Here is an 18,502-nt window from a genome sequence, read left to right on the forward strand (position 1 = left end):
AGCCCACCGCACGTGCCCGCAGGGCGACTACTCTGAGTTGCCGTCAGTCGACGCAGCGCCGTAATTCACGGCTCTCTCGACCGGCACCGCGATGCCGCACGCCCGAGTCGCGCAGACCCGCGGGAGCCCCACGCCCCGACGCACCCAGTACGAGGACGCCGATGTCTCACCTCCGCGCACCGGCCGCACGCGCAGACCGCCGTGAGGGCGGGCGGCACGGGCGACCGGCCCCCCACACCACCCCGCCGCCCGGAGAGGCCGCAATGCGGCCCCAGTTGCTGCGCCTGGCCGTCCTGCCGCCCGTCGCCGTGACCCTCAGCGCCTGTGCCGTCGTGCTCTTCACCGTCCGCACCACCGGCGCACGGCCCAGCCCCACCCTCTGGGCCGTACTCGCGGGCGCCCTCGCCGTGACCCTCGCGGCCATCGTGACCGCCGCCGTGGCCGCCGGACGTACCGCCGCCTCCGTGCGGGAACGGCTCGACGCGCTGCGCGGCGCCAGCGCCCGCGGCGAGGCCGACCTGCACGCCCTCGTCGAGACACTCCGCCGCGGGGAGGTGCCGCCCGAGCGCAGGACACACGGCAGACCCGCCGAGGACGCCGACGACTTCGAGCTGCTCGCCGCCGAGCTGGCGCGCGCCCGCGAAGGCGCCGTCGCCGCGGTCGTGCAGGCCGCACAGCTCTCCAGCCGGACCGGGAGCGAACAGAAACTGGAGGTGTTCGTCAACCTCGCCCGGCGTCTCCAGTCCCTGGTGCACCGGGAGATCTCGATCCTCGACGAGCTGGAGAACGAGATCGAGGACCCCGACCTGCTCAAGGGCCTCTTCCACGTCGACCACCTCGCCACCCGCGTCCGGCGTCACGCCGAGAACCTCGCGGTGCTCGGCGGCGCCGTCTCCCGCCGCCAGTGGACCACCCCCGTGCCCATGACCGAGGTGCTGCGTTCGGCGACCGCGGAGGTCGAGCAGTACGCGCGGGTCAGACTCGTGCCGCCGATCGAGGGCACCCTGCGCGGGCACGCCGTCGCCGACGTGATCCACCTGCTCGCGGAACTCGTCGAGAACGCCACGGTGTTCTCGGCGCCGCACACCCAGGTGCTGCTGCGGGCGGGCCTTGTCACCTCGGGGCTCGCCGTGGAGGTCGAGGACCGCGGGCTCGGCATGCCACCGGCCGAGCTGCACAGGATGAACGCCCTGCTCACCGACCCCGATCAGGTCAACGTCGCCGGCCTGCTGGCGGACGGCCGCATCGGCATGTTCGTGGTCTCCCAGCTGGCCCGCCGCCATGGCATCCACGTCCGGTTGCAGACCAACATCTACGGCGGTGTCCAAGCGGTCCTCGTGCTGCCGCAGGGCCTGCTCGGAACGGCTCCCGGCGCGGCCGGAGCCATGACGCCGGCCGTGCCGCCGAGGACGGACCTGAGGCCGGCAGCGCCCGGTGGGCACGAGACGCATACGGGCACGGCACCGGTCGTGTCGTCAGGGACGCATACGGGCACGGCACCGGTCGTGTCGTCAGGGACGCGCACCGGGAGGGCACCGCTCGCGCCCTCCGGCGTCACCAGCGCGGGGGAAGGGGATGCCGCGGCCACGCATGCCCCGGCACCGCCGCCATGGGACAGCCGGGCCTTGCGCCCTTCGCCCGGCGCGTCGGAGCATCCCGTGCCACCCGAACTCCGGCAGTCACGGGAGCGGGCGGTCCCGGCCGGCGGGGCGCGGTCGCCGCTGCCCGTGCGCGACGCCGACGCCCCGCGTTCCAACCCCGCCGAGGCACGGCCCGGCGTCCGCCCCGGCGACCGTCCGGCCGTTGTGGAGAACACCGGCAGACATGTGGAGCTCGCCGGCGGGCACTTCGAGACCACGGGCGGACATCCGGCGCCGCGGACGGGCGTCGTGCGCGGCACCGTCAGCAAGCCGCAACTGCCCCGCAGACGCGCCCAGGAACACATCGCGCCCCAGCTCCGCGGGGGCCCCGCCGTGCCCGTCCGTCAGGGGACCGACCAGCTCGCCGGCCATGACCCGGGCCTGATGGCCGCATTCCAGCGGGGCATCCTCCTCGCGGAGGCGCGGCAGCAGTCGGAGCCGGGCCCCGCCGAGACGGCCGCCCGCCCGGAGCCCGCCGAGCCGCGCACGCCCGACCGCGACCTGACGGCGCGTCATCAGGGGAGCGCCGCCGACCCGCGCTCGCTCGACCGAGACCTGACGGGGCGTCACCAGGGGAACCCGGCCGCCGGATGACCGCCCCCACCCCACCCGCTCTCGAGGACCTGCGTACCCCAAGGAGTCGATCCACCATGGCGAGCGACGTGCCGACCGCCCAAGTTTCCGATCTCGACTGGCTGATGAGCGGCCTCGTGCAGCGCGTACCCCACACCAGGAGCGCGGTCCTCCTCTCGTGCGACGGGCTGGTGAAGTCCGTGCACGGCCTCGACACGGACAGCGCCGACCATATGGCCGCCCTGGCCTCCGGCCTCTACTCGCTCGGCCGCAGCGCGGGCGCCCGCTTCGGGGACGGCGGCGACGTACGGCAGGTCGTCGTCGAACTCGATGCGACCCTGCTCTTCGTCACCACCGCCGGTTCCGGCACCTGTCTCGCCGTCCTTGCCGACCGCGAGGCCGACGCGGCCGTCCTCGGTTATGAGATGGCCATGCTGGTCAAAAGCGTGCGGCCCTATCTGGCCACCGCGCCCCGACGGAGCGCCACGCAGCCGTCGGCGACCAGGCCTTGAGCGTGACCGCGGCCGGCGACGGCCCCTGGCTCGATGACGCGGCCGGACGACTGATCCGCCCCTACACGGTCAGCAACGGCCGCACCCGACCGAGTACCGCCCTCGATCTGCTCTCCCAGGTGAGGGCCACCGGGACCACGCCCCTCGGCCATCTCGGCCCCGAGCACGCCCAGGCCCTCGGCCTGTGCCTGGCCCCCGTCTCGGTCGCCGAGGTGGCAGCGCACCTGAAGCTGCCCGCGGTGGTGACCAAGGTGCTGCTGTCCGACCTCGTCGACTGCGGGGCGCTCACCACCAGACCCCCCGCTTTCCACCACAACCCCACTGACCGGTCTCTTCTGGAGGCAGTGCTCGATGGACTACGACGACAGCTCTGACCCCTTTCCCACCGCGCTGAAGATCCTGGTGGCGGGAGGTTTCGGAGTAGGCAAGACGACCTTCGTGGGCGCGGTGAGCGAGATCGCGCCGCTGAGCACGGAGGAACTGCTGACCACGGTCAGCGCCGCGACCGACAGCCTCGACGGGATCGAGAACAAGGTCGAGACGACCGTGGCGATGGACTTCGGCCGTATCACCCTCGATCCGCAGCATGTGCTGTACCTCTTCGGCACGCCCGGACAGGAACGGTTCTGGTTCATGTGGGACGAGCTCTCCGAGGGCGCGCTCGGAGCGGTCGTCCTCGCCGACACCCGCCGTCTGGAGGACTGCTTCGCCGCCGTCGACTTCTTCGAGCAGCGCGGACTCGGTTTCATCGTCGCCGTCAACGAGTTCGACGGCGCCCACCGCTACGACCCCGAGGAGGTGCGCGGTGCCCTCGACCTCGACCCGCGGATCCCCGTGGTGCGCTGCGACGCCCGTATCTCCAGCTCGGGGGTGCAGACCCTGCTCACGCTCGTCCGCCACCTCCTCGCGCACGCCCCCGCGACACCGGCCCCGAGGCCCGGAGCCCGCACATGACCCTGAGGCGACTGCTGCTGACCCCCGAGGACCGGGACGCTCCCGAGCGCGTACGCCGGTTGCGCCGGCTCGGTCTCGGCGAGCGCGCCGAACCCGAGTTCGACGCCTTCGCGGACCGGGTGGCGGAACTCGCCGCGGCGCCGTACGCGATGGTCACCTTCGTCGGCGAGCACCGGCAGTTCTTCGCGGGGCTCCACCAGCCCGACGACCGCCCCCTGACCGCAGCCGCCGGCCCGGAGGGCGCGGGGGCGCCGACCACCCGTCACCTGGGCCGCGAGTACGGCTTCTGCCCGCATGTGGTGCTCCGGCGCAAGGCGCTCGTCCTCGAGGACGTCCGCGACTATCCGCGTTTCGCCGGCAATCCCGTGGTCGACGAGGTGGGCATCCGCTCCTACCTGGGCGCGCCGCTCGTCGACCGCACGGGCACCGCCCTCGGCACGGTCTGCGCCGCCGATGTGCAACCGCGCCCCTGGGGCCGGGCGGGTCTGGAGACCATCAAGGCGCTGGCGGCGGAGCTGGCGGAGGGGATCGAACGACGGCAGGAGAGGATCGAACGACGGCCGGACGACGAAAGCTGAGGCCACGTCGTGTCCACGTCGCACGAGTGTCGTAGGAGGGGTGTTCCCCGTGTGAGCCGGCGCCGGTCACGCGAGGCGGGCGGGGACGAACCCGCAGGTGACGGAGGAGGTGTGAAGGAAAGCTGTGGCGGCGCTTAAGAAATCCTCGATGGACCGGCGGCTCGCCGTACGGCAGATTGCTACGCGATTCCACTCCTCTCCCCGGTGCGGGCTCCTTCGGCGTGCCCGGAACCGGGACCTCACTCACAGGAGCCGTAGCGTTGAAGGCGCTGGTCAAGGAGAAGGCGGAGCCCGGACTCCGCCTCGCGGACGTCCCGGAACCCGTCATCGGGTCCGGCGACGTCCTGATCAAGGTCCTGCGGACCGGGATCTGCGGCACCGATCTGCACATCCGGGCTTGGGACGGCTGGGCGCAGCAGGCGATCCGCACTCCCCTCGTGATCGGGCACGAGTTCGTCGGCGAGGTCGTCGCAACCGGCCGTGACGTCACGGACGTCAAGGTGGGCGACCGGGTCAGCGGCGAGGGTCATCTGGTGTGCGGGAAGTGCCGTAACTGCCTGGCCGGGCGCCGCCATCTGTGCCGGGCGACGGTCGGGCTCGGTGTGGGGCGCGACGGCGCGTTCGCCGAGTACGTGGCCCTGCCCGCGGGCAATGTCTGGGTGCACCGCGTCCCCGTGGACCTCGATGTCGCCGCGATCTTCGACCCGTTCGGCAACGCGGTGCACACCGCCCTGTCGTTCCCGCTGGTGGGCGAGGACGTCCTGATCACCGGCGCCGGCCCGATCGGTCTGATGGCCGCGGCCGTGGCCCGGCACGCGGGCGCCCGCAACGTCGTCGTGACCGATGTGAGCGAGGAGCGCCTGGAGCTGGCGCGCAAGATCGGTGTCAGCCTCGCGCTGAACGTCTCCGACGCGACGATCGCCGACGGCCAGCGCGAACTCGGTCTGCGTGAGGGCTTCGACATCGGCCTGGAGATGTCCGGCCGCCCCGAGGCGATGCGCGACATGATCGCCAACATGACGCACGGCGGACGGATCGCCATGCTCGGGCTGCCGTCCCAGGAGTTCGCCGTCGACTGGGCCCGGATCGTCACCTCCATGATCACGATCAAGGGCATCTACGGCCGGGAGATGTTCGAGACGTGGTACGCCATGTCGGTCCTGCTCGAGGGCGGGCTCGACCTCTCTCCCGTGATCACGGGCCGCTACGACTACCGCGACCACGAGGCGGCGTTCGAGGACGCGGCGAGCGGCCGGGGCGGCAAGATCATCCTGGACTGGACCGCGTAGCCCCCGTCCCGCGTCTCGCCCCCCGTATATCCCGCTTTCCCGCGTCAGCACTTTGAGGAGCTTCACCATGTTCGACTCCGTGCGCGCCGACCTGAGCGCCGCCCTCGACGACATCCGGGCCGCCGGGCTGCACAAGCCCGAGCGCGTCATCGACACCCCGCAGTCCGCGACGGTGAACGTCGTAGCGGGCGGCCGTCCCGGCGAGGTGCTCAACTTCTGCGCCAACAACTACCTCGGCCTCGCCGACCACCCCGAGGTGATCGCCGCCGCCCACGAGGCGCTGGACCGCTGGGGCTACGGCATGGCGTCCGTGCGCTTCATCTGCGGTACCCAGGAGGTGCACAAGGAGCTGGAGGCGCGGCTGTCCGCGTTCCTCGGCCAGGAGGACACGATCCTGTACTCCTCCTGCTTCGACGCCAACGGCGGTGTCTTCGAGACGCTCCTCGGCCCGGAGGACGCGGTGATCTCCGACGCCCTCAACCATGCCTCGATCATCGACGGCATCCGCCTGTCCAAGGCGCGCCGCTTCCGTTACGCCAACCGCGACATGGCGGATCTGGAGCGGCAGCTGAAGGAGGCGTCCGAGGGCGGCGCCCGCCGCAAGCTGGTCGTCACCGACGGTGTGTTCTCCATGGACGGCTATGTGGCGCCACTGCGGGAGATCTGCGACCTCGCCGACCGGTACGACGCCATGGTCATGGTCGACGACTCGCACGCCGTCGGCTTCGTCGGCCCGGGCGGTCGCGGCACCCCCGAGCTGCACGGTGTCATGGACCGCGTCGACATCATCACCGGCACCCTCGGCAAGGCGCTCGGCGGCGCCTCCGGCGGCTATGTCGCCGCCCGCGCCGAGATCGTCGCCCTGCTGCGCCAGCGCTCACGGCCGTACCTCTTCTCGAACACGCTCGCCCCGGTGATCGCGGCGGCCTCGCTCAAGGTGCTGGACCTGCTGGAGTCGGCGGGCGACCTGCGCGAGAAGCTGGCCGAGAACACCGCTCTCTTCCGTGGCCGGATGACCGAGGAGGGCTTCGACGTCCTGCCCGGCGACCACGCGATCGCCCCGGTGATGATCGGCGACGCGACGAAGGCCGGACGCATGGCCGAGCTGCTGCTGGAGCGCGGCGTGTACGTCATCGGCTTCTCCTACCCGGTGGTCCCGCAGGGGCAGGCCCGCATCCGGGTGCAGCTGTCCGCCGCGCACTCCACGGACGACGTCAACCGCGCTGTCGACGCGTTCGTGGCGGCCCGGGCGGAGCTGGAGGGCTGACGGACCCGTACGTCTTGCGATAATCGTTCGCATGATCGAAGCGCGGCGGCTGCACATCCTCCGTGCGGTGGCCGACCACCGCACCGTCACGGCCGCTGCCGCCGCGCTCTACCTCACGCCCTCCGCCGTGTCCCAGCAGCTCACCGCGCTGGAACAGGAGACCGGCCACCGGCTGGTCGAGCGGAGCGCCAGGGGCGTACGACTGACCCCCGCCGGCGAGATCCTGCTCGGCCACACCCACGCGGTCCTCGCCCAGCTGGAGCGTGCCGAGGCCGAGCTGGCCGCCTATGACGCGGGATCGGCGGGCACGGTGACCCTCGCCTCCTTCGCCACCGGTATCGGCCTGGTGGTGGCCCCCGCGCTGGCCCGGCTCACGCGCACCGATCCCGGTATCAGGGTCCGGGTCCAGGACGCCGAGGGCGACGAGAGCCTGCCGATGGTCCTGGACCGGCAGGTCGACGTCGCGGTCGCCGTTGAGTACCGGGGCGCGCCCGACGCGGACGACCCCCGGCTCACACCCGTGTCGCTCTACGCCGAACCCTTCGACGCGGTGGTTCCGGTCACCCACGGCCTCGCCGACGCGCCCGAGGTCCCGCTGGCCGGGCTGGCCAAGGACCCGTGGATCGGACCGTACCCGGGCAACCCCTGCCACGACGTCGTCGTCCTGGCCTGTGAGCACGCCGGGTTCCAGCCCCGCCTCGAGCACTCCTCGGACGACTTCCGCGCGGTCGTGGCGCTCGCCTCGGCCGGCGCGGGGGTGGCTCTCGTGCCCCGCTCGGCCCTGCGCGGGATGGACCTCACCGGTGTGGTCGTGCGCCCCGTCGACGGGGTCGCGCCGACCCGCCGGGTCTTCGCGGCCGTGCGCCGTGGGGCGGAGGGGCACCCGCTGATACGTCCGGTGCTGGACGCGCTGGCGGAGGCCGCGACGGTGGACTGACGGCCCGGCCCCGGACGGTGTTGCCTGCCCCCCGGCTGCGGCGGGCAAGGCCCAGGCCTGCATCTTCTCGATGAGGTCGGCGGCGCGCGGCCGTCGAACGCCATCGGGGGCTGTTCCGCAGGCCGGTCCGGGGTCCGGGGTCCGGGGGCCGAACGGTCGGAGCCGGCCGACGCCGCCAGCGTCCCTGATTCGGGATGCGATCCCTCATCTGGGATATAGGGTCTCCGTCATGGGAAATGACGCCATGGACCCCGTCGACGCCCGGCTCGCCGCGCGCCTCGCCCAGCTGCGGGCGGAGCGCGGCTGGTCGCTGGGCGAGCTGGCGGACCGCAGCGGAGTCAGCCGCTCCACCCTCTCCCGGGCCGAACGCGCCGAGATCAGCCCCACCGCCTCGATGCTGAACCGGCTGTGCGGCGTCTACGGCCGCACCATGTCGCAGCTGCTGAGCGAGGTCGAGGCGGAGCCCGCCCAGGTGGTACGCGCCGCCGGTCAGGCCGTATGGCAGGACGCGGCCTCCGGCTTCGTACGGCGGTCCGTGTCCCCTCCGCACCCCGGGCTGCGCGGCGAACTCGTCGAGGGGCGGCTCACGGCAGGCGCCGACATCGCCTACGACCGGCCGCCCGTGCCCGGACTCGAACAGCACATCTGGGTCGTCGACGGAACGCTGGAGGTGACCGCCCAGGACGTCGAGCACCGGCTCGCCGCCGGTGACTGCCTGAGGCTGCGGGTGTGGGGCCCCACGCGGTTCCACTGCCCGGGCCCGGGCGATGTCCGCTACGCCCTCGTGGTGGTGCTCCCATGACCGCGATCACCCGGCTCGGCGGCTCTGACGTGCTCGCCCGCGCCAAGGAACTGGCCGACCTGCTGACCGACACCGTCCGGGGCGGGGCCTCCGTCGGATTCCTCGCCCCGCTCGAACGTGCCGAGGCACTGGCCTGGTGGCGTAAGCAGGCGGCCGCGGTCGACGCGGGGGGTCTCGCGGTGTGGGTGGCGTCGGTGGAGGACCGGGTGGCGGGCACCGTGAGCCTCGCCTTCCCGGACAAGGCCAACAGCCGCCACCGTGCCGAACTCGTCAAGCTCATGGTGCACCGCGACGCCCGCGGCCGGGGCCTTGCGCGCGGGCTGCTGACCACGGCGGAGCGGGCCGCGGCCGAGGCCGGGATCACCCTGCTCCACCTGGACACGGAGACCGGCAGCCCGGCCGAGTCCCTGTACCGCTCCGCGGGCTGGACCCGGGCAGGAGTGATACCCGACTACGCGACCACACCGGCCGGAGAGCTGCGTCCGACCACGCTGTTCTACAAGCGGGTCGGGACTTCCTCACCCTGAGCGCGGACGGACTGTCAGTGGCATTGGCTACGGTGCGGAGCATGCCGGACGCCGAAGACGTACGCCGTATCGCCCTGTCCCTGCCCGAGACGGCCGAGAAGACCGCCTGGAGCATGCCCACGTTCCGGGTCGCGGGGAAGATGTTCGCCACGCTGCCCGAGGACGAGACATCCATGGCGGTCCGCTGCCCGAAGGAGGAGCGGGACGAGCTGGTGCTCGCCGAGCCCGGCAAGTTCTGGGTCGCCGGGCACGAGGCACAGTTCGCCTGGATCCGGGTGCGCCTCGCCGCCCTGGAGAACGAGGCGGAGCTGCGGGACATCCTGGCCGACTCCTGGCGCCAGGCGGCCCCGCCCCGGCTCCTCGACCACCACCCGGAGCTGGGCCTGCCGGCCGGAGGGTGACCACCCAGGGAACGGCGCATCAACGGGTGCGCGACCACCGCCCCGAGTGCGGTATTGTTTCTGTGCACGTTCGGCCGGGGGAAACCCCAGGTCAAGCGGGCAACGGGACGTGGCGCAGCTTGGTAGCGCACTTGACTGGGGGTCAAGGGGTCGCAGGTTCAAATCCTGTCGTCCCGACTGTGAGGTCGGAAGTTTCCGCGGATCAGGGGCTCTCTTCGGAGGGCCCCTGCCGCGTTGGTGGGCGCAGTCCGCGCCCTTCCCGATGCGAGGCCGACGGTTCAGGCGTGCATGCCGTGTGCTGCACGGAGCGATGATGCAGCCGGGCGCCCAGTACCGCGACGTCGTCCTCCGCGTGCCGGGCGTCGAGGCGGGCCAGCACCGTGTCAAGGACGTCCTCGACACCCGAGCCGGCCTCGAAGCCGACCCCGGCGAGTCGGCGCAGGGACTGGTCGATGTCCTGGCCCCGGCGCTCGACGAGCCCGTCGGTGAACAGGACCAGCGTCTGGGACGGATCCAGCCGGTAGGTGACCGGCTCGTAGCCGCCCAGGCCGGTGCCGAGAGGCGGGCCGACCGATATGGGTAACAGGGAGGTGCGGCCCTGGCCGTCGATCACGGCCGGGGGCAGATGGCCCGCGCTGGTGATCGTCACCTGGCCGCGATTGGGATCGATCTGGGCGATGAGGCAGGTCGCGGGCCTGCGGTCCGGCTCCCTGGCGGCGAGGTCGTCGAGCTGGCGCAGCACGCGGTGCGGCGGCAGCTCCGCGGAGGCCATGTAGCGCAGGGACGAGCGATAGGCGGTCATGTCGACGGCGGCCTCCAGACCGTGCCCCATGACGTCGCCGACCACGAGCAGCGTGCGGCCGAAGTGCAGCCGGATGGTCTCGCACCAGTCTCCGCCGATCAGCGCGCTCTGCCCGACGGGGAGGTAGCGGATGGCCACGTCAAGATTGGGATGCGGCCGTCCGGGTTCCGACAGCAGAGCACGAGCTTTCCGACGATGCCGCTCCCCGCGTCATGTTCCCGGGCGTGTCGGATGTGGGAGGCGGCACGTTCGGCGAGGAGCGCCAGGACTTCCGTCTCCTCGTAGGTCAACGGTGTCCCCTCCCGGGCGCTCACCAGCACGCCGTAGCAGTGACCGTTCGCGGCCAGCGGCACGCAGAGCGCCACCCCGGCATGCCCGGGTACCGGATACGCGAGTCCGCTCTCTCGCGGGCCCGACGCCTCCTGAACCGCGGCCGCAGCCGACCAGGGGCCGGGCAGCACGGCCGAGTTACCGGCGACGCCCTGGTACCGCGGGCGCCCCTCTCCGCCGCCGCGCAGCACGGCAGCCGCGCCTCCCACCTGCCCGGCGACCTCCCGGACCAGTTCCGCGCAGGTGGTGTCCTCATCGAGCGTGGTGCCGATCCGCGCCGCTGCCAAGCGCAGCGCACTCAGCCGGGAAGGGACGCCGCTGCCCGGCGCAGGTACGCCACCAGACGCGGCGGCTCCGCCATCGCCGGTCTGGGAAACGACTCGAACCCTCCCGCCACGTTCACCACCCTAAGCACACCGCGCGTCGGCGTGGGTAACACACAGGTTGCATCACTCCGAACACGCCCCCACGGAACGGTGCCTCCCGCACGACCGGCCGGCCGAGCCCACCGAACCGTGTATCCACGGAGGGCTTGTGACTCAGGTGGCCCCGACGGCAAGGGCCCGGAAGTCAAGACCGGGCCCCACGGCCGCGCGAAGTCGAAGCGAAGAAGCGCACGTCGCTCAGGTCGATGGACACCATCAGATGCTCGTGCACGGGACGCCCCGCGACGTCGCGCAGATAGGCGCGGCGCTTTGTCGGCAGCGAGATCCCCTGCACGCGGACGAAGTCGTGAACATACTGGGCGGCCGCGAACCCTCCGGCGATGTCCACGTGGTAGTCGTGACGCCGCAGCAGCCCGTCCTCGCCGAAGTAGAAGTCCTGAGTCCCGCAGTGGCTCGCGATGCCGTCCGGAAAGGTGACCCGCAGATGCCGCCACCGTTCGGTGCCCTCCTGCCACGGCTCGGCCTCCTCGGCCGCGAACCCCGGCATGCTGATCAGGAACGGGGTGGTCAGATACGTCCACAGGGCGTAGCCGTTGAAGTAGGCACGGTCGAGGGGGTCCCAGGGAGTCTCGAGAATGTGCCCTCGAAAGGCGTCTCGTGGATTTCTGCGCTCGGCGACCACGGTGCCGTCGAGCTTCTCCACCGCGATGCGGTCGGGAGTGAAGTCCGTCCGCTGGTCGTCGGCGCCGAAGGGCCGGACGGAGGCGTGTTCCTCGTGCAGGGAAACGGTCATCTGACGAGGTGTGGGATCCTGCGGCAGTCCCTTGGCGAGGAACAGCTCACCGCCGCTCACGATCGTGGCGGTCACGGTGCTCCACCGGTGCCAGCACTTGAGTCCGCCATGAGAGTCGAGGACGTCGGCCGCCAAGTCGTTCATGACGCTTCTGCGGACCGGAACAGTTCCGGATTGTCCTCGACGAACTCCCGTACGCCCGCCGCCGGCCGGCCGGTGACCTCCTCCACGCCGTGGGTCTCGCGGTCATAGCGGTTTCGCGCGTGCAACCGGGCCATGGTGGTCAGGTGCTCGACGACATGGTCCGGAAGGCCCTGTCGGCGCACCTCGTCCTCGAACTGCTCGAAGGGCGGGTCGACGTAGGTCACGGGACGGCCCAGAGCGGAGGAGAACTCCTCTGCCATGGCCCCCATGTCCTGCGAGACCGGCCCGGTCAGCTCGTACACATGGCCGATGTGCGGGGCGGGGTCGGCGAGGACGGCGGCGACGACACGCGCGGCGTCCTCGGCCGCCACGGGGGAGGTGCGGGCCTGCCCGAAAGGAAGCCGGATCGTCCCGTCCCGCGCGATCGAGGCGAAGCAGAACAGCCGGAACAACGGATTCTCCATGAAGACCGTCGGCCGCACATGGGTGACGGGAAGACCGGACCAGTCGAGCACCTGCTCGGTGAGCCAGTGCTGACGCTGCTGTGTCGATTCCTCCGTGCTGGTGAGGTCCATCTGGGTGACGGTCATCTGCGACATGTCGACGAACACCTCCAGACGGCCGTGGGCGCGCGCCGCGGCGGCGGTGACGAGTGCCGCCTCCAGGTACTGCGACGACACGCCCATGCCGAAATACATGCGGTGGCAGCCGTCCAGAGCTCCCACCACGTCCGCCGGGCGCGTCAGGTCTCCCGCCACCACCTCCGCGCCCATGGCGCGGAGCGCATCGGCGCGCTCGTCCTCCCGGTGCACGAGCGCGCGCACCGCATACCCCCGGCGCCGCAGGTGGTCGACCACCCGGCGCCCCACCGACCCCACACTCCCGGCCGCGCCGGTCACGAGAATCAGTGGACTGTCGACCACGATGGCTCCTGACTCAGTCGGTCGACCGGCCGGCCGGTGCCGGACCTGGTCAGCCTAAGCTCGACCCGGCTGCACGGCACTTCGGCGACGAACCGGCGACATGCCGCACCGGACGAACGGGCCGAACGACGAGACGGCGACCCGGCTCCCGCGCGCCCCGCCGCGGCAGCCCGGTCGTGTGCCCGCCGCCGTCCGCTCAGGCCCGCGTCTCGACGCGGTCGGCCGTGCCCCACAGCGTGTGGAAGCTGCCCTCGCGGTCGACGCGCCGGTAGGTGTGGGCGCCGAAGTAGTCGCGCTGGCCCTGGGTGAGCGCGGCCGGCAGACGCTCGGCGCGCAGCGAGTCGTAGTACGACAGCGCCGCCGAGAAGGCGGGTACCGGCACCCCCCGGCGCGCCGCGGTGGCGATCACCTCGCGCCACGGCACCTGCGCGTCCGCGATCTCGGCCGCGAAACCCGCGTCGGACAGCAGGCTGACCAGACCGGGGTCCGCGGCGTAGGCGGCGCGGATACGGTCGAGGAAGGCGGCCCGGATGATGCAGCCGCCGCGCCAGATCCGGGCGACCGCGCCGAGGTCGATGGTCCAGCCGAACTCCTCGGCGGCGTCCAGGATCATCTTCCAACCCTGGTCGTAGGCGATCAGCTTCGAGGCGTACAGGGCCTGCTCCACCTGCGCGGTGAAGCGCTCGGCCTCGTACGGGGTCAGGTCCCAGCTGGTGCCCCCGGGCAGTCCGCGGTACGCGCCGCGCAGCGCCGACTGGCCGGAGGCGGCGCGGGCGAAGGTGGCCTGGGCGATGGCGGTCACCGGCGAGCCCAGCTCCAGCGCGGTCTGCACGGTCCAGCGCCCGGTGCCCTTCTGCCCGGCGGCGTCGGCGACCACGTCCACGAAGGGCGTGCCGGTAGCCGCGTCGACGTGGGACAGCACCTCGGCCGTGATCTCGATCAGATAGGAGTCGAGGCGTCCCTTGTGCCACTCGCGGAAGATCTCCGCGATCACGGCGGGGGAGAATCCGGCCACCTGGCGCAGCAGGTCGTACGCCTCGCCGATCAGCTGCATGTCGGCGTACTCGATACCGTTGTGCACCATCTTCACGAAGTGCCCCGCGCCGTCCGTACCGACATGCGTCGTACAGGGCTCGCCGTCGACCTTCGCGCTGATCTTCTCGAACATCGGGCCGAGCGCGGCGTACGACTCCGGTGAACCGCCGGGCATGATGCTCGGTCCGTGCAGCGCGCCCTCCTCGCCTCCGGAGACGCCCGCACCGACGAAGTGGATGCCGCGCTCGCGCAGGGACCGCTCACGGCGCCGGGTGTCCGCGAAGTGCGCGTTGCCTCCGTCGATGATCATGTCGCCGGGCTCCAGGAGCGGGGCGAACTCCTCGATCACCGCGTCGGTGGCCGCCCCCGCCTGCACCATGATCATGAGGCGGCGGGGACGCTCCAGCGCCGCCACGAACTCCTTGGCCGTCTCGGCGGCCACGAACGCGCCCTCGTGTCCGAACTCCTCGACCAGCGCCTTGGTCCTGGCCGGGGTGCGGTTGTGCACGGCGACGGTGTACCCGTGCCGGGCGAAGTTCCGGGCCAGATTGCGGCCCATCACCGCGAGTCCGGTGACGCCGATCTGCGCGGTCGCCTGCATGCTGTGCTCCTCGGGTCCGGATCCGCCCCGGGCCCGCGCGTTCGGCGGGTGCGGCGGATGTCGCTCGGTACGGCTCGTACCGCTGTACCGGTCAAGTACGGACGGCGGGGCGCGGGTTGCTCACCTCGGGGAGCGCGATCCGCGAGGGCTCCGCCCGGTGCGGCCGTGCGGTGGCCCGGGGGCCGGTGCTCACAGCCCGACGACGTGGAGGGACACCCACAGCGCCACCACCGCGCCCGCCAGCGCGGTCGGTACCGCGATCGCCCCGAGCCGGGTGAACTCCCCGAGGTCGACGCCGTGGCTGTGCTGGTGGACGATCCGCCGCCACAGCAGCGTGGCCAGGGATCCCGCGTAGGTGAGATTGGGGCCGATGTTCACACCGAGCACGACGGCGAGCACCGCGCCGGGCCCGGACGGGACGGCCAGCGGCAGGAGGACCAGGACCGCCGGCAGGTTGTTGATCACATTGGCCAGCAGGGCCGCCAGGGCCGCGATCCCCAGCAGGGCGGGCAGCCCCGTCCCGTCCGGGATCAGCCGGCCGAGGGCGTCCGCGAGCCCGTTGTCGACGACGGCGCGCACCACGATGCCCAGGGCCAGGACGAATGCCAGGAAGGACGGCGCCGCGGCCCGAAGCACCGTCAGCGGAGTGGCCCGGCGCCGGACGAGCGCACGGCCGGCGAGGACCAGCGCCCCGCCCAGCGCCGACCACGCCGGATCGAGGCCCACCGTGGAGGCGACCACGAACCCGGCGAGCGTGCAGGCGACGGTCACCAGCGCGAACAGCGGCAGCCGAGGCGGTTCCCCGGCGTCCACGGCCAGGGCACCGGCGGCCAGGTCACGGCGGAAGAAACGCCGGAAGACGAGGTACTCGGCGCCGATGGCCACCAGCCACGGCAGGGCCATCAGGGCGGCGAACCGGGTGAAGCTCAGCCCGGCCGCGCCGAACGCGAGCAGGTTGGTCAGGTTGGAGACCGGCAGCAGCAGCGAGGCCGTGTTCGACAGATGCGTGCAGGCGTACAGATGCGGCTTCGGGCGTACGCCCATCCGGGCCGCCGTGGCGAACACCACGGGGGTCAGGAGAACGACCGTGGCGTCCAGGCTGAGCACGGCGGTGATCACCGACGCGAGCGCGAAGACGGCGGTCAGCAGTCGTCCGGGACGGCCCGCCGCCCAGCGTGCCATCCATGCCCCGCAGGCCCGGAACACGCCTTCCGCGTCGCAGAAGCGCGCCACCACCAGGACGGCGGCCAGAAAGCCGACCACAGGCCCCAGCCGCTCCGCCTCGGCTCGCGCGTGGTCCAGCGAGATCGCGCCGGTCGCGACCACGATCCCGGCGGCGGGCACCGCCACGACCGCCTCCGGAAGCCCGAAGGGACGGACCACCGCACCGGCCAGGACGGCGACGAGCAGAAGGACGGAGAGGGCCTCGGCGAGCGGGGTGTTCAGGGAGTGTCCTTCCTCAGGCGGGGTCGGTGCTGCCCTTCCATCACACCAGGCCGGTCAGCGTCCCTCGACGCGAGGTGCCCCGGGCACCGATGCCCCCCACCACCGTCAGCCACGCTCCCGCAGCCGCCAGCCGTGGTCCACCGGCCCGATGCCTGCGCCCAGCGCGAACCCCGCCGCGATGGCCGCCGTGACGTACTCCTTGGCCCGTCGTACCGCCTCGGGCACCGCGAGTCCCTGCGCGAGCCCGACCGCGACGGCCGAGGCGAGGGTGCAGCCCGTGCCGTGGGTGTGCCGGTTGTCGTGGCGCGCGGCGCGCAGCCAGTGCTCCTCGTGGCCGTCCGTCAGCAGGTCCACGGCCGCCCCGGGCAGATGCCCGCCCTTCACGAGGACCCACCGGGGCCCGTACGACAGCAGCCGTGCGGCCGCGCGGCGCATGCCCGGCTCGTCGGTCACTTCCAGACCCGTCAGCTCCGCGACCTCGTCGAGATTGGGCGTGGTGACCGTGGCGAGCGGCAGCAGCCGAGTGCGCACGGCGTCCAGCGCGTCGTCGGCGAGCAGCCGGTCCCCGTGCTTGGAGACGCTCACCGGGTCCACGACGACCGGGGCCGCCCCGTCCGCGAGCAGGTCGGCCACCGCCGTGACCAGGGCGGGCGAAGCGAGCATCCCCGTCTTGACGGCCTGTACACCGATGTCGTCGACGACGCTGCGGTACTGGGCGCGCACCGCCTCCACGGGCAGCTCCCAGGCGCCCTGCACCCCGACGGAGTTCTGCGCCGTGACCGCGGTGACCACGCTCATCCCGTGGGCGCCGAGCGCCAGCATGGTCTTCAGGTCGGCCTGGATGCCCGCACCACCGCCGGAGTCGGATCCGGCGATGGTCAGCACACGGGGCGGCGCGGTCATGCGCGACCCTCCTCTCGGGTCTCTCCGCTCCCTTGGGCCCGTCCGGTCCCTTGCGGCACTTCGGTCTTCCGGTTCCTTCCGGCTTCTCGGGCACGCAGCGGCGCGTACACCGCGAGTGCCACCGTGAACGCCACGTAGTACGAGACGTCGGCGCCGTGCAGCGCGCGGGCGACCGGGCCCACGTACAGGCCGGTGTCCATGAACGGCACCGCGGCCGCGAAGGCGACGACGAACGCCAGCAGTGGGGGCCACGCCGGCCGCGGCCGGGCCGTCTCGGCGGTGAGATCGATATGGGTGCCGCGCCGGGCCAGCCAGTCGACGACCACGATCGCCACGAACCCGGGGATCCAGTAGCTCACGAACAGCAGGACGTTCTGGAAACGGGCCGTGGTGTCGGCCGCGTGCATCCACAGCACCAGCGGGAAGCCGAGCACCACGGCAAGCGCGGCCGCCACCGGACGCGGCACGCGCACGCCCACGGTCTGGAGCGCCAGGGAGCCGCTGTAGTCGTTCATCGCGTTGCTGCACAGTGCCGCCAGCGCCACGGCCAGCAGCCCGAAGGCACCCGCCGTGCCCCCGCCCAGCAGCGCCTCGACCCCCGCCGCCGTCTGATCGGTGAGCGCGGAGGCGCCCCACAGCCCGAGGACCTGCACGGCCACGAAGGACACCACGAGCCCGAGCAGCGTGCACCAGAACATCCGGGAGCGGGAGGTGGCACGCGGCAGATAGCGGCTGAAGTCACTGGCGTACGGGGCCCACGACAGGGCCAGGCTGAGCGCGATGGTGCTGGTCAGCACGAACGCGCCCGCGCGGTCGGCGCCGTGCGCGCTGCCCGTCGCGGCCGGATGCACGCTGCCGGACATGCGCAGGGTGATCAGCGCGAAGGCGGCCGCGAGGACGAAGGTCATGACGATCTGGAGACGGTGGATCGCCTCGTAGCCGAGGACCCCCAGGGCTCCCTGCGCGAGCATCACGACAAGGACACCGAGCCAGAACGGCCAGCCGCACAGCCGGGCCAGCGCGTCCCCGCCGAACAGCCCGATCAGCGCGTCCCAGGCGACCGACGACAGCCACTGAAGCACCCCGGGCAGTGCCACCGCGCGCCCGAACGCGAGTCGGGCGAGCGGGAGCTGACCGGCGCCCGTGCGGCTGCCCCAGGTGCTCAGATACGCGGTCGGCACCGCCCCGAGCACCGTGCCGAGGACGACCGCGGCGAGCGCGGTGGTGAAGTCGAGGCCGAGCGCGATGCCGATGGTGCCGGTGAACACGCCGGTCATGGTCAGATTGGGCGCGAACCAGACCGTGAACAGGCGGCCCGCGCCTCCGTAGCGATGCTCCTCGGGGACCGGCTCGATGCCGTGCCCCTCGATGCGGAGATCGCCGGGAGCGGTGGGCATCCGTCCGTCGAAGACGGCTTGCCGGCTGTCGGCGGACAGCCCGCCGGAAACATGCGCCCAAGGCATGGAAGACATCCCTCCGCCAGTACGAACTGGTTCAGGTTCGACGGGTGTGATCTCAGCCCTCGGCGGGGCACCCCGTGTCCGGTACGGCGGCAAGACTAACCCGAGCCCTGGGATGTGCCATACGGAAGGGCTGCTGCCGGATCCGGCAGCAGCCCTGCTCCTGTGGCCGCGCGGTGTCAGCGCTCAGCGCCCGGCG

At 72.3% G+C, this 18,502-nt stretch carries 19 protein-coding genes, 1 tRNA gene and 1 riboswitch; of the genes, 12 read left to right on the forward strand and 8 right to left on the reverse strand.

The window, feature by feature from the left end; translation table 11 throughout:
• Positions 1-161 precede the first annotated feature (161 nt).
• The 12 genes from ABZ823_RS20185 (at position 162) to ABZ823_RS20240 (ending at position 9,657) form a co-directional block, all read left to right on the forward strand.
• Positions 162-2,234, forward strand: a complete 2,073-nt coding sequence (locus ABZ823_RS20185; RefSeq protein WP_361661826.1) for an ATP-binding protein — start codon at positions 162-164, stop codon at positions 2,232-2,234.
• Between the two features lie 56 nt (positions 2,235-2,290).
• Positions 2,291-2,725 carry a roadblock/LC7 domain-containing protein gene (locus tag ABZ823_RS20190; RefSeq protein ID WP_361661829.1) on the forward strand — a complete coding sequence of 145 codons (435 nt, stop codon included), beginning with the start codon at positions 2,291-2,293 and terminating at the stop codon, positions 2,723-2,725.
• Positions 2,726-2,727: 2 nt separating this feature from the next.
• Positions 2,728-3,099, forward strand: coding sequence for a DUF742 domain-containing protein (locus ABZ823_RS20195; RefSeq protein WP_361661832.1), 372 nt, complete (start codon positions 2,728-2,730; stop codon positions 3,097-3,099).
• Positions 3,077-3,679 carry an ATP/GTP-binding protein gene (locus tag ABZ823_RS20200; RefSeq protein WP_361661835.1) on the forward strand — a complete coding sequence of 201 codons (603 nt, stop codon included), beginning with the start codon at positions 3,077-3,079 and terminating at the stop codon, positions 3,677-3,679. The genes ABZ823_RS20195 and ABZ823_RS20200 overlap by 23 nt, the downstream gene beginning before the upstream one ends.
• Positions 3,676-4,257: a GAF domain-containing protein gene (locus ABZ823_RS20205; protein ID WP_361661838.1), complete on the forward strand. Its 582-nt coding sequence runs from the start codon at positions 3,676-3,678 to the stop codon at positions 4,255-4,257. Before ABZ823_RS20200 ends, ABZ823_RS20205 begins: the two co-directional genes overlap by 4 nt.
• Before the next feature lie 260 nt (positions 4,258-4,517).
• On the forward strand, positions 4,518-5,546 hold the full coding sequence (gene tdh, locus ABZ823_RS20210; protein WP_361661841.1) for an L-threonine 3-dehydrogenase: 1,029 nt from the start codon (positions 4,518-4,520) through the stop codon (positions 5,544-5,546).
• Positions 5,547-5,613: 67 nt separating this feature from the next.
• Entirely contained in the window at positions 5,614-6,813 is a 1,200-nt protein-coding gene (locus ABZ823_RS20215) for a glycine C-acetyltransferase (RefSeq protein WP_361661843.1), read from the forward strand.
• A gap of 31 nt (positions 6,814-6,844) precedes the next feature.
• Entirely contained in the window at positions 6,845-7,750 is a 906-nt protein-coding gene (locus ABZ823_RS20220) for a LysR family transcriptional regulator (protein WP_361661846.1), read from the forward strand.
• A gap of 229 nt (positions 7,751-7,979) precedes the next feature.
• Positions 7,980-8,552: an XRE family transcriptional regulator gene (locus ABZ823_RS20225; protein ID WP_361661849.1), complete on the forward strand. Its 573-nt coding sequence runs from the start codon at positions 7,980-7,982 to the stop codon at positions 8,550-8,552.
• Positions 8,549-9,079, forward strand: a complete 531-nt coding sequence (locus ABZ823_RS20230) for a GNAT family N-acetyltransferase (RefSeq protein WP_361661852.1) — start codon at positions 8,549-8,551, stop codon at positions 9,077-9,079. The genes ABZ823_RS20225 and ABZ823_RS20230 overlap by 4 nt, the downstream gene beginning before the upstream one ends.
• A gap of 41 nt (positions 9,080-9,120) precedes the next feature.
• Positions 9,121-9,480 carry an MmcQ/YjbR family DNA-binding protein gene (locus ABZ823_RS20235; RefSeq protein WP_361661855.1) on the forward strand — a complete coding sequence of 120 codons (360 nt, stop codon included), beginning with the start codon at positions 9,121-9,123 and terminating at the stop codon, positions 9,478-9,480.
• 103 nt (positions 9,481-9,583) lie between these two features.
• A tRNA-Pro gene (locus ABZ823_RS20240) sits at positions 9,584-9,657 on the forward strand.
• Positions 9,658-9,682: 25 nt separating this feature from the next.
• On the opposite strand, the gene ABZ823_RS20245 is transcribed toward ABZ823_RS20240, so the two are convergent.
• The 8 genes from ABZ823_RS20245 to ABZ823_RS20280 all read right to left on the reverse strand — a co-directional run bounded on the left by ABZ823_RS20245 (position 9,683) and on the right by ABZ823_RS20280 (position 18,306).
• A complete protein-coding gene (locus ABZ823_RS20245; protein ID WP_361661858.1) occupies positions 9,683-10,420 on the reverse strand; it encodes a PP2C family protein-serine/threonine phosphatase in 738 nt (245 codons plus the stop codon).
• Positions 10,381-10,899 (reverse strand): GAF domain-containing protein, encoded by a 519-nt coding sequence (locus ABZ823_RS20250; RefSeq protein ID WP_361661861.1) that lies wholly within the window; start codon positions 10,897-10,899, stop codon positions 10,381-10,383. Before ABZ823_RS20250 ends, ABZ823_RS20245 begins: the two co-directional genes overlap by 40 nt.
• Before the next feature lie 283 nt (positions 10,900-11,182).
• Positions 11,183-11,935, reverse strand: coding sequence for a hypothetical protein (locus ABZ823_RS20255; RefSeq protein WP_361661864.1), 753 nt, complete (start codon positions 11,933-11,935; stop codon positions 11,183-11,185).
• The gene (locus tag ABZ823_RS20260) at positions 11,932-12,858 is read right to left on the reverse strand and encodes an NmrA family NAD(P)-binding protein (RefSeq protein WP_361661867.1); all 927 of its coding nucleotides are present in this window, start codon (positions 12,856-12,858) and stop codon (positions 11,932-11,934) included. Before ABZ823_RS20260 ends, ABZ823_RS20255 begins: the two co-directional genes overlap by 4 nt.
• Before the next feature lie 196 nt (positions 12,859-13,054).
• A complete protein-coding gene (gene gndA, locus ABZ823_RS20265; RefSeq protein ID WP_361661870.1) occupies positions 13,055-14,494 on the reverse strand; it encodes an NADP-dependent phosphogluconate dehydrogenase in 1,440 nt (479 codons plus the stop codon).
• A gap of 189 nt (positions 14,495-14,683) precedes the next feature.
• On the reverse strand, positions 14,684-15,940 hold the full coding sequence (locus tag ABZ823_RS20270) for an arsenic transporter (RefSeq protein WP_361662210.1): 1,257 nt from the start codon (positions 15,938-15,940) through the stop codon (positions 14,684-14,686).
• Positions 15,941-16,045: 105 nt separating this feature from the next.
• Positions 16,046-16,843, reverse strand: a complete 798-nt coding sequence (gene thiD, locus ABZ823_RS20275; protein ID WP_361661873.1) for a bifunctional hydroxymethylpyrimidine kinase/phosphomethylpyrimidine kinase — start codon at positions 16,841-16,843, stop codon at positions 16,046-16,048.
• The gene (locus ABZ823_RS20280) at positions 16,840-18,306 is read right to left on the reverse strand and encodes a cytosine permease (RefSeq protein WP_361661876.1); all 1,467 of its coding nucleotides are present in this window, start codon (positions 18,304-18,306) and stop codon (positions 16,840-16,842) included. Before ABZ823_RS20280 ends, thiD begins: the two co-directional genes overlap by 4 nt.
• Positions 18,298-18,391: riboswitch (TPP riboswitch) on the reverse strand. Its footprint overlaps the gene before it by 9 nt.
• Between the last annotated feature and the right edge of the window lie 111 nt (positions 18,392-18,502).

Source organism: Streptomyces sp. NPDC047079, assembly GCF_040643755.1.
Lineage (GTDB): Bacteria > Actinomycetota > Actinomycetes > Streptomycetales > Streptomycetaceae > Streptomyces.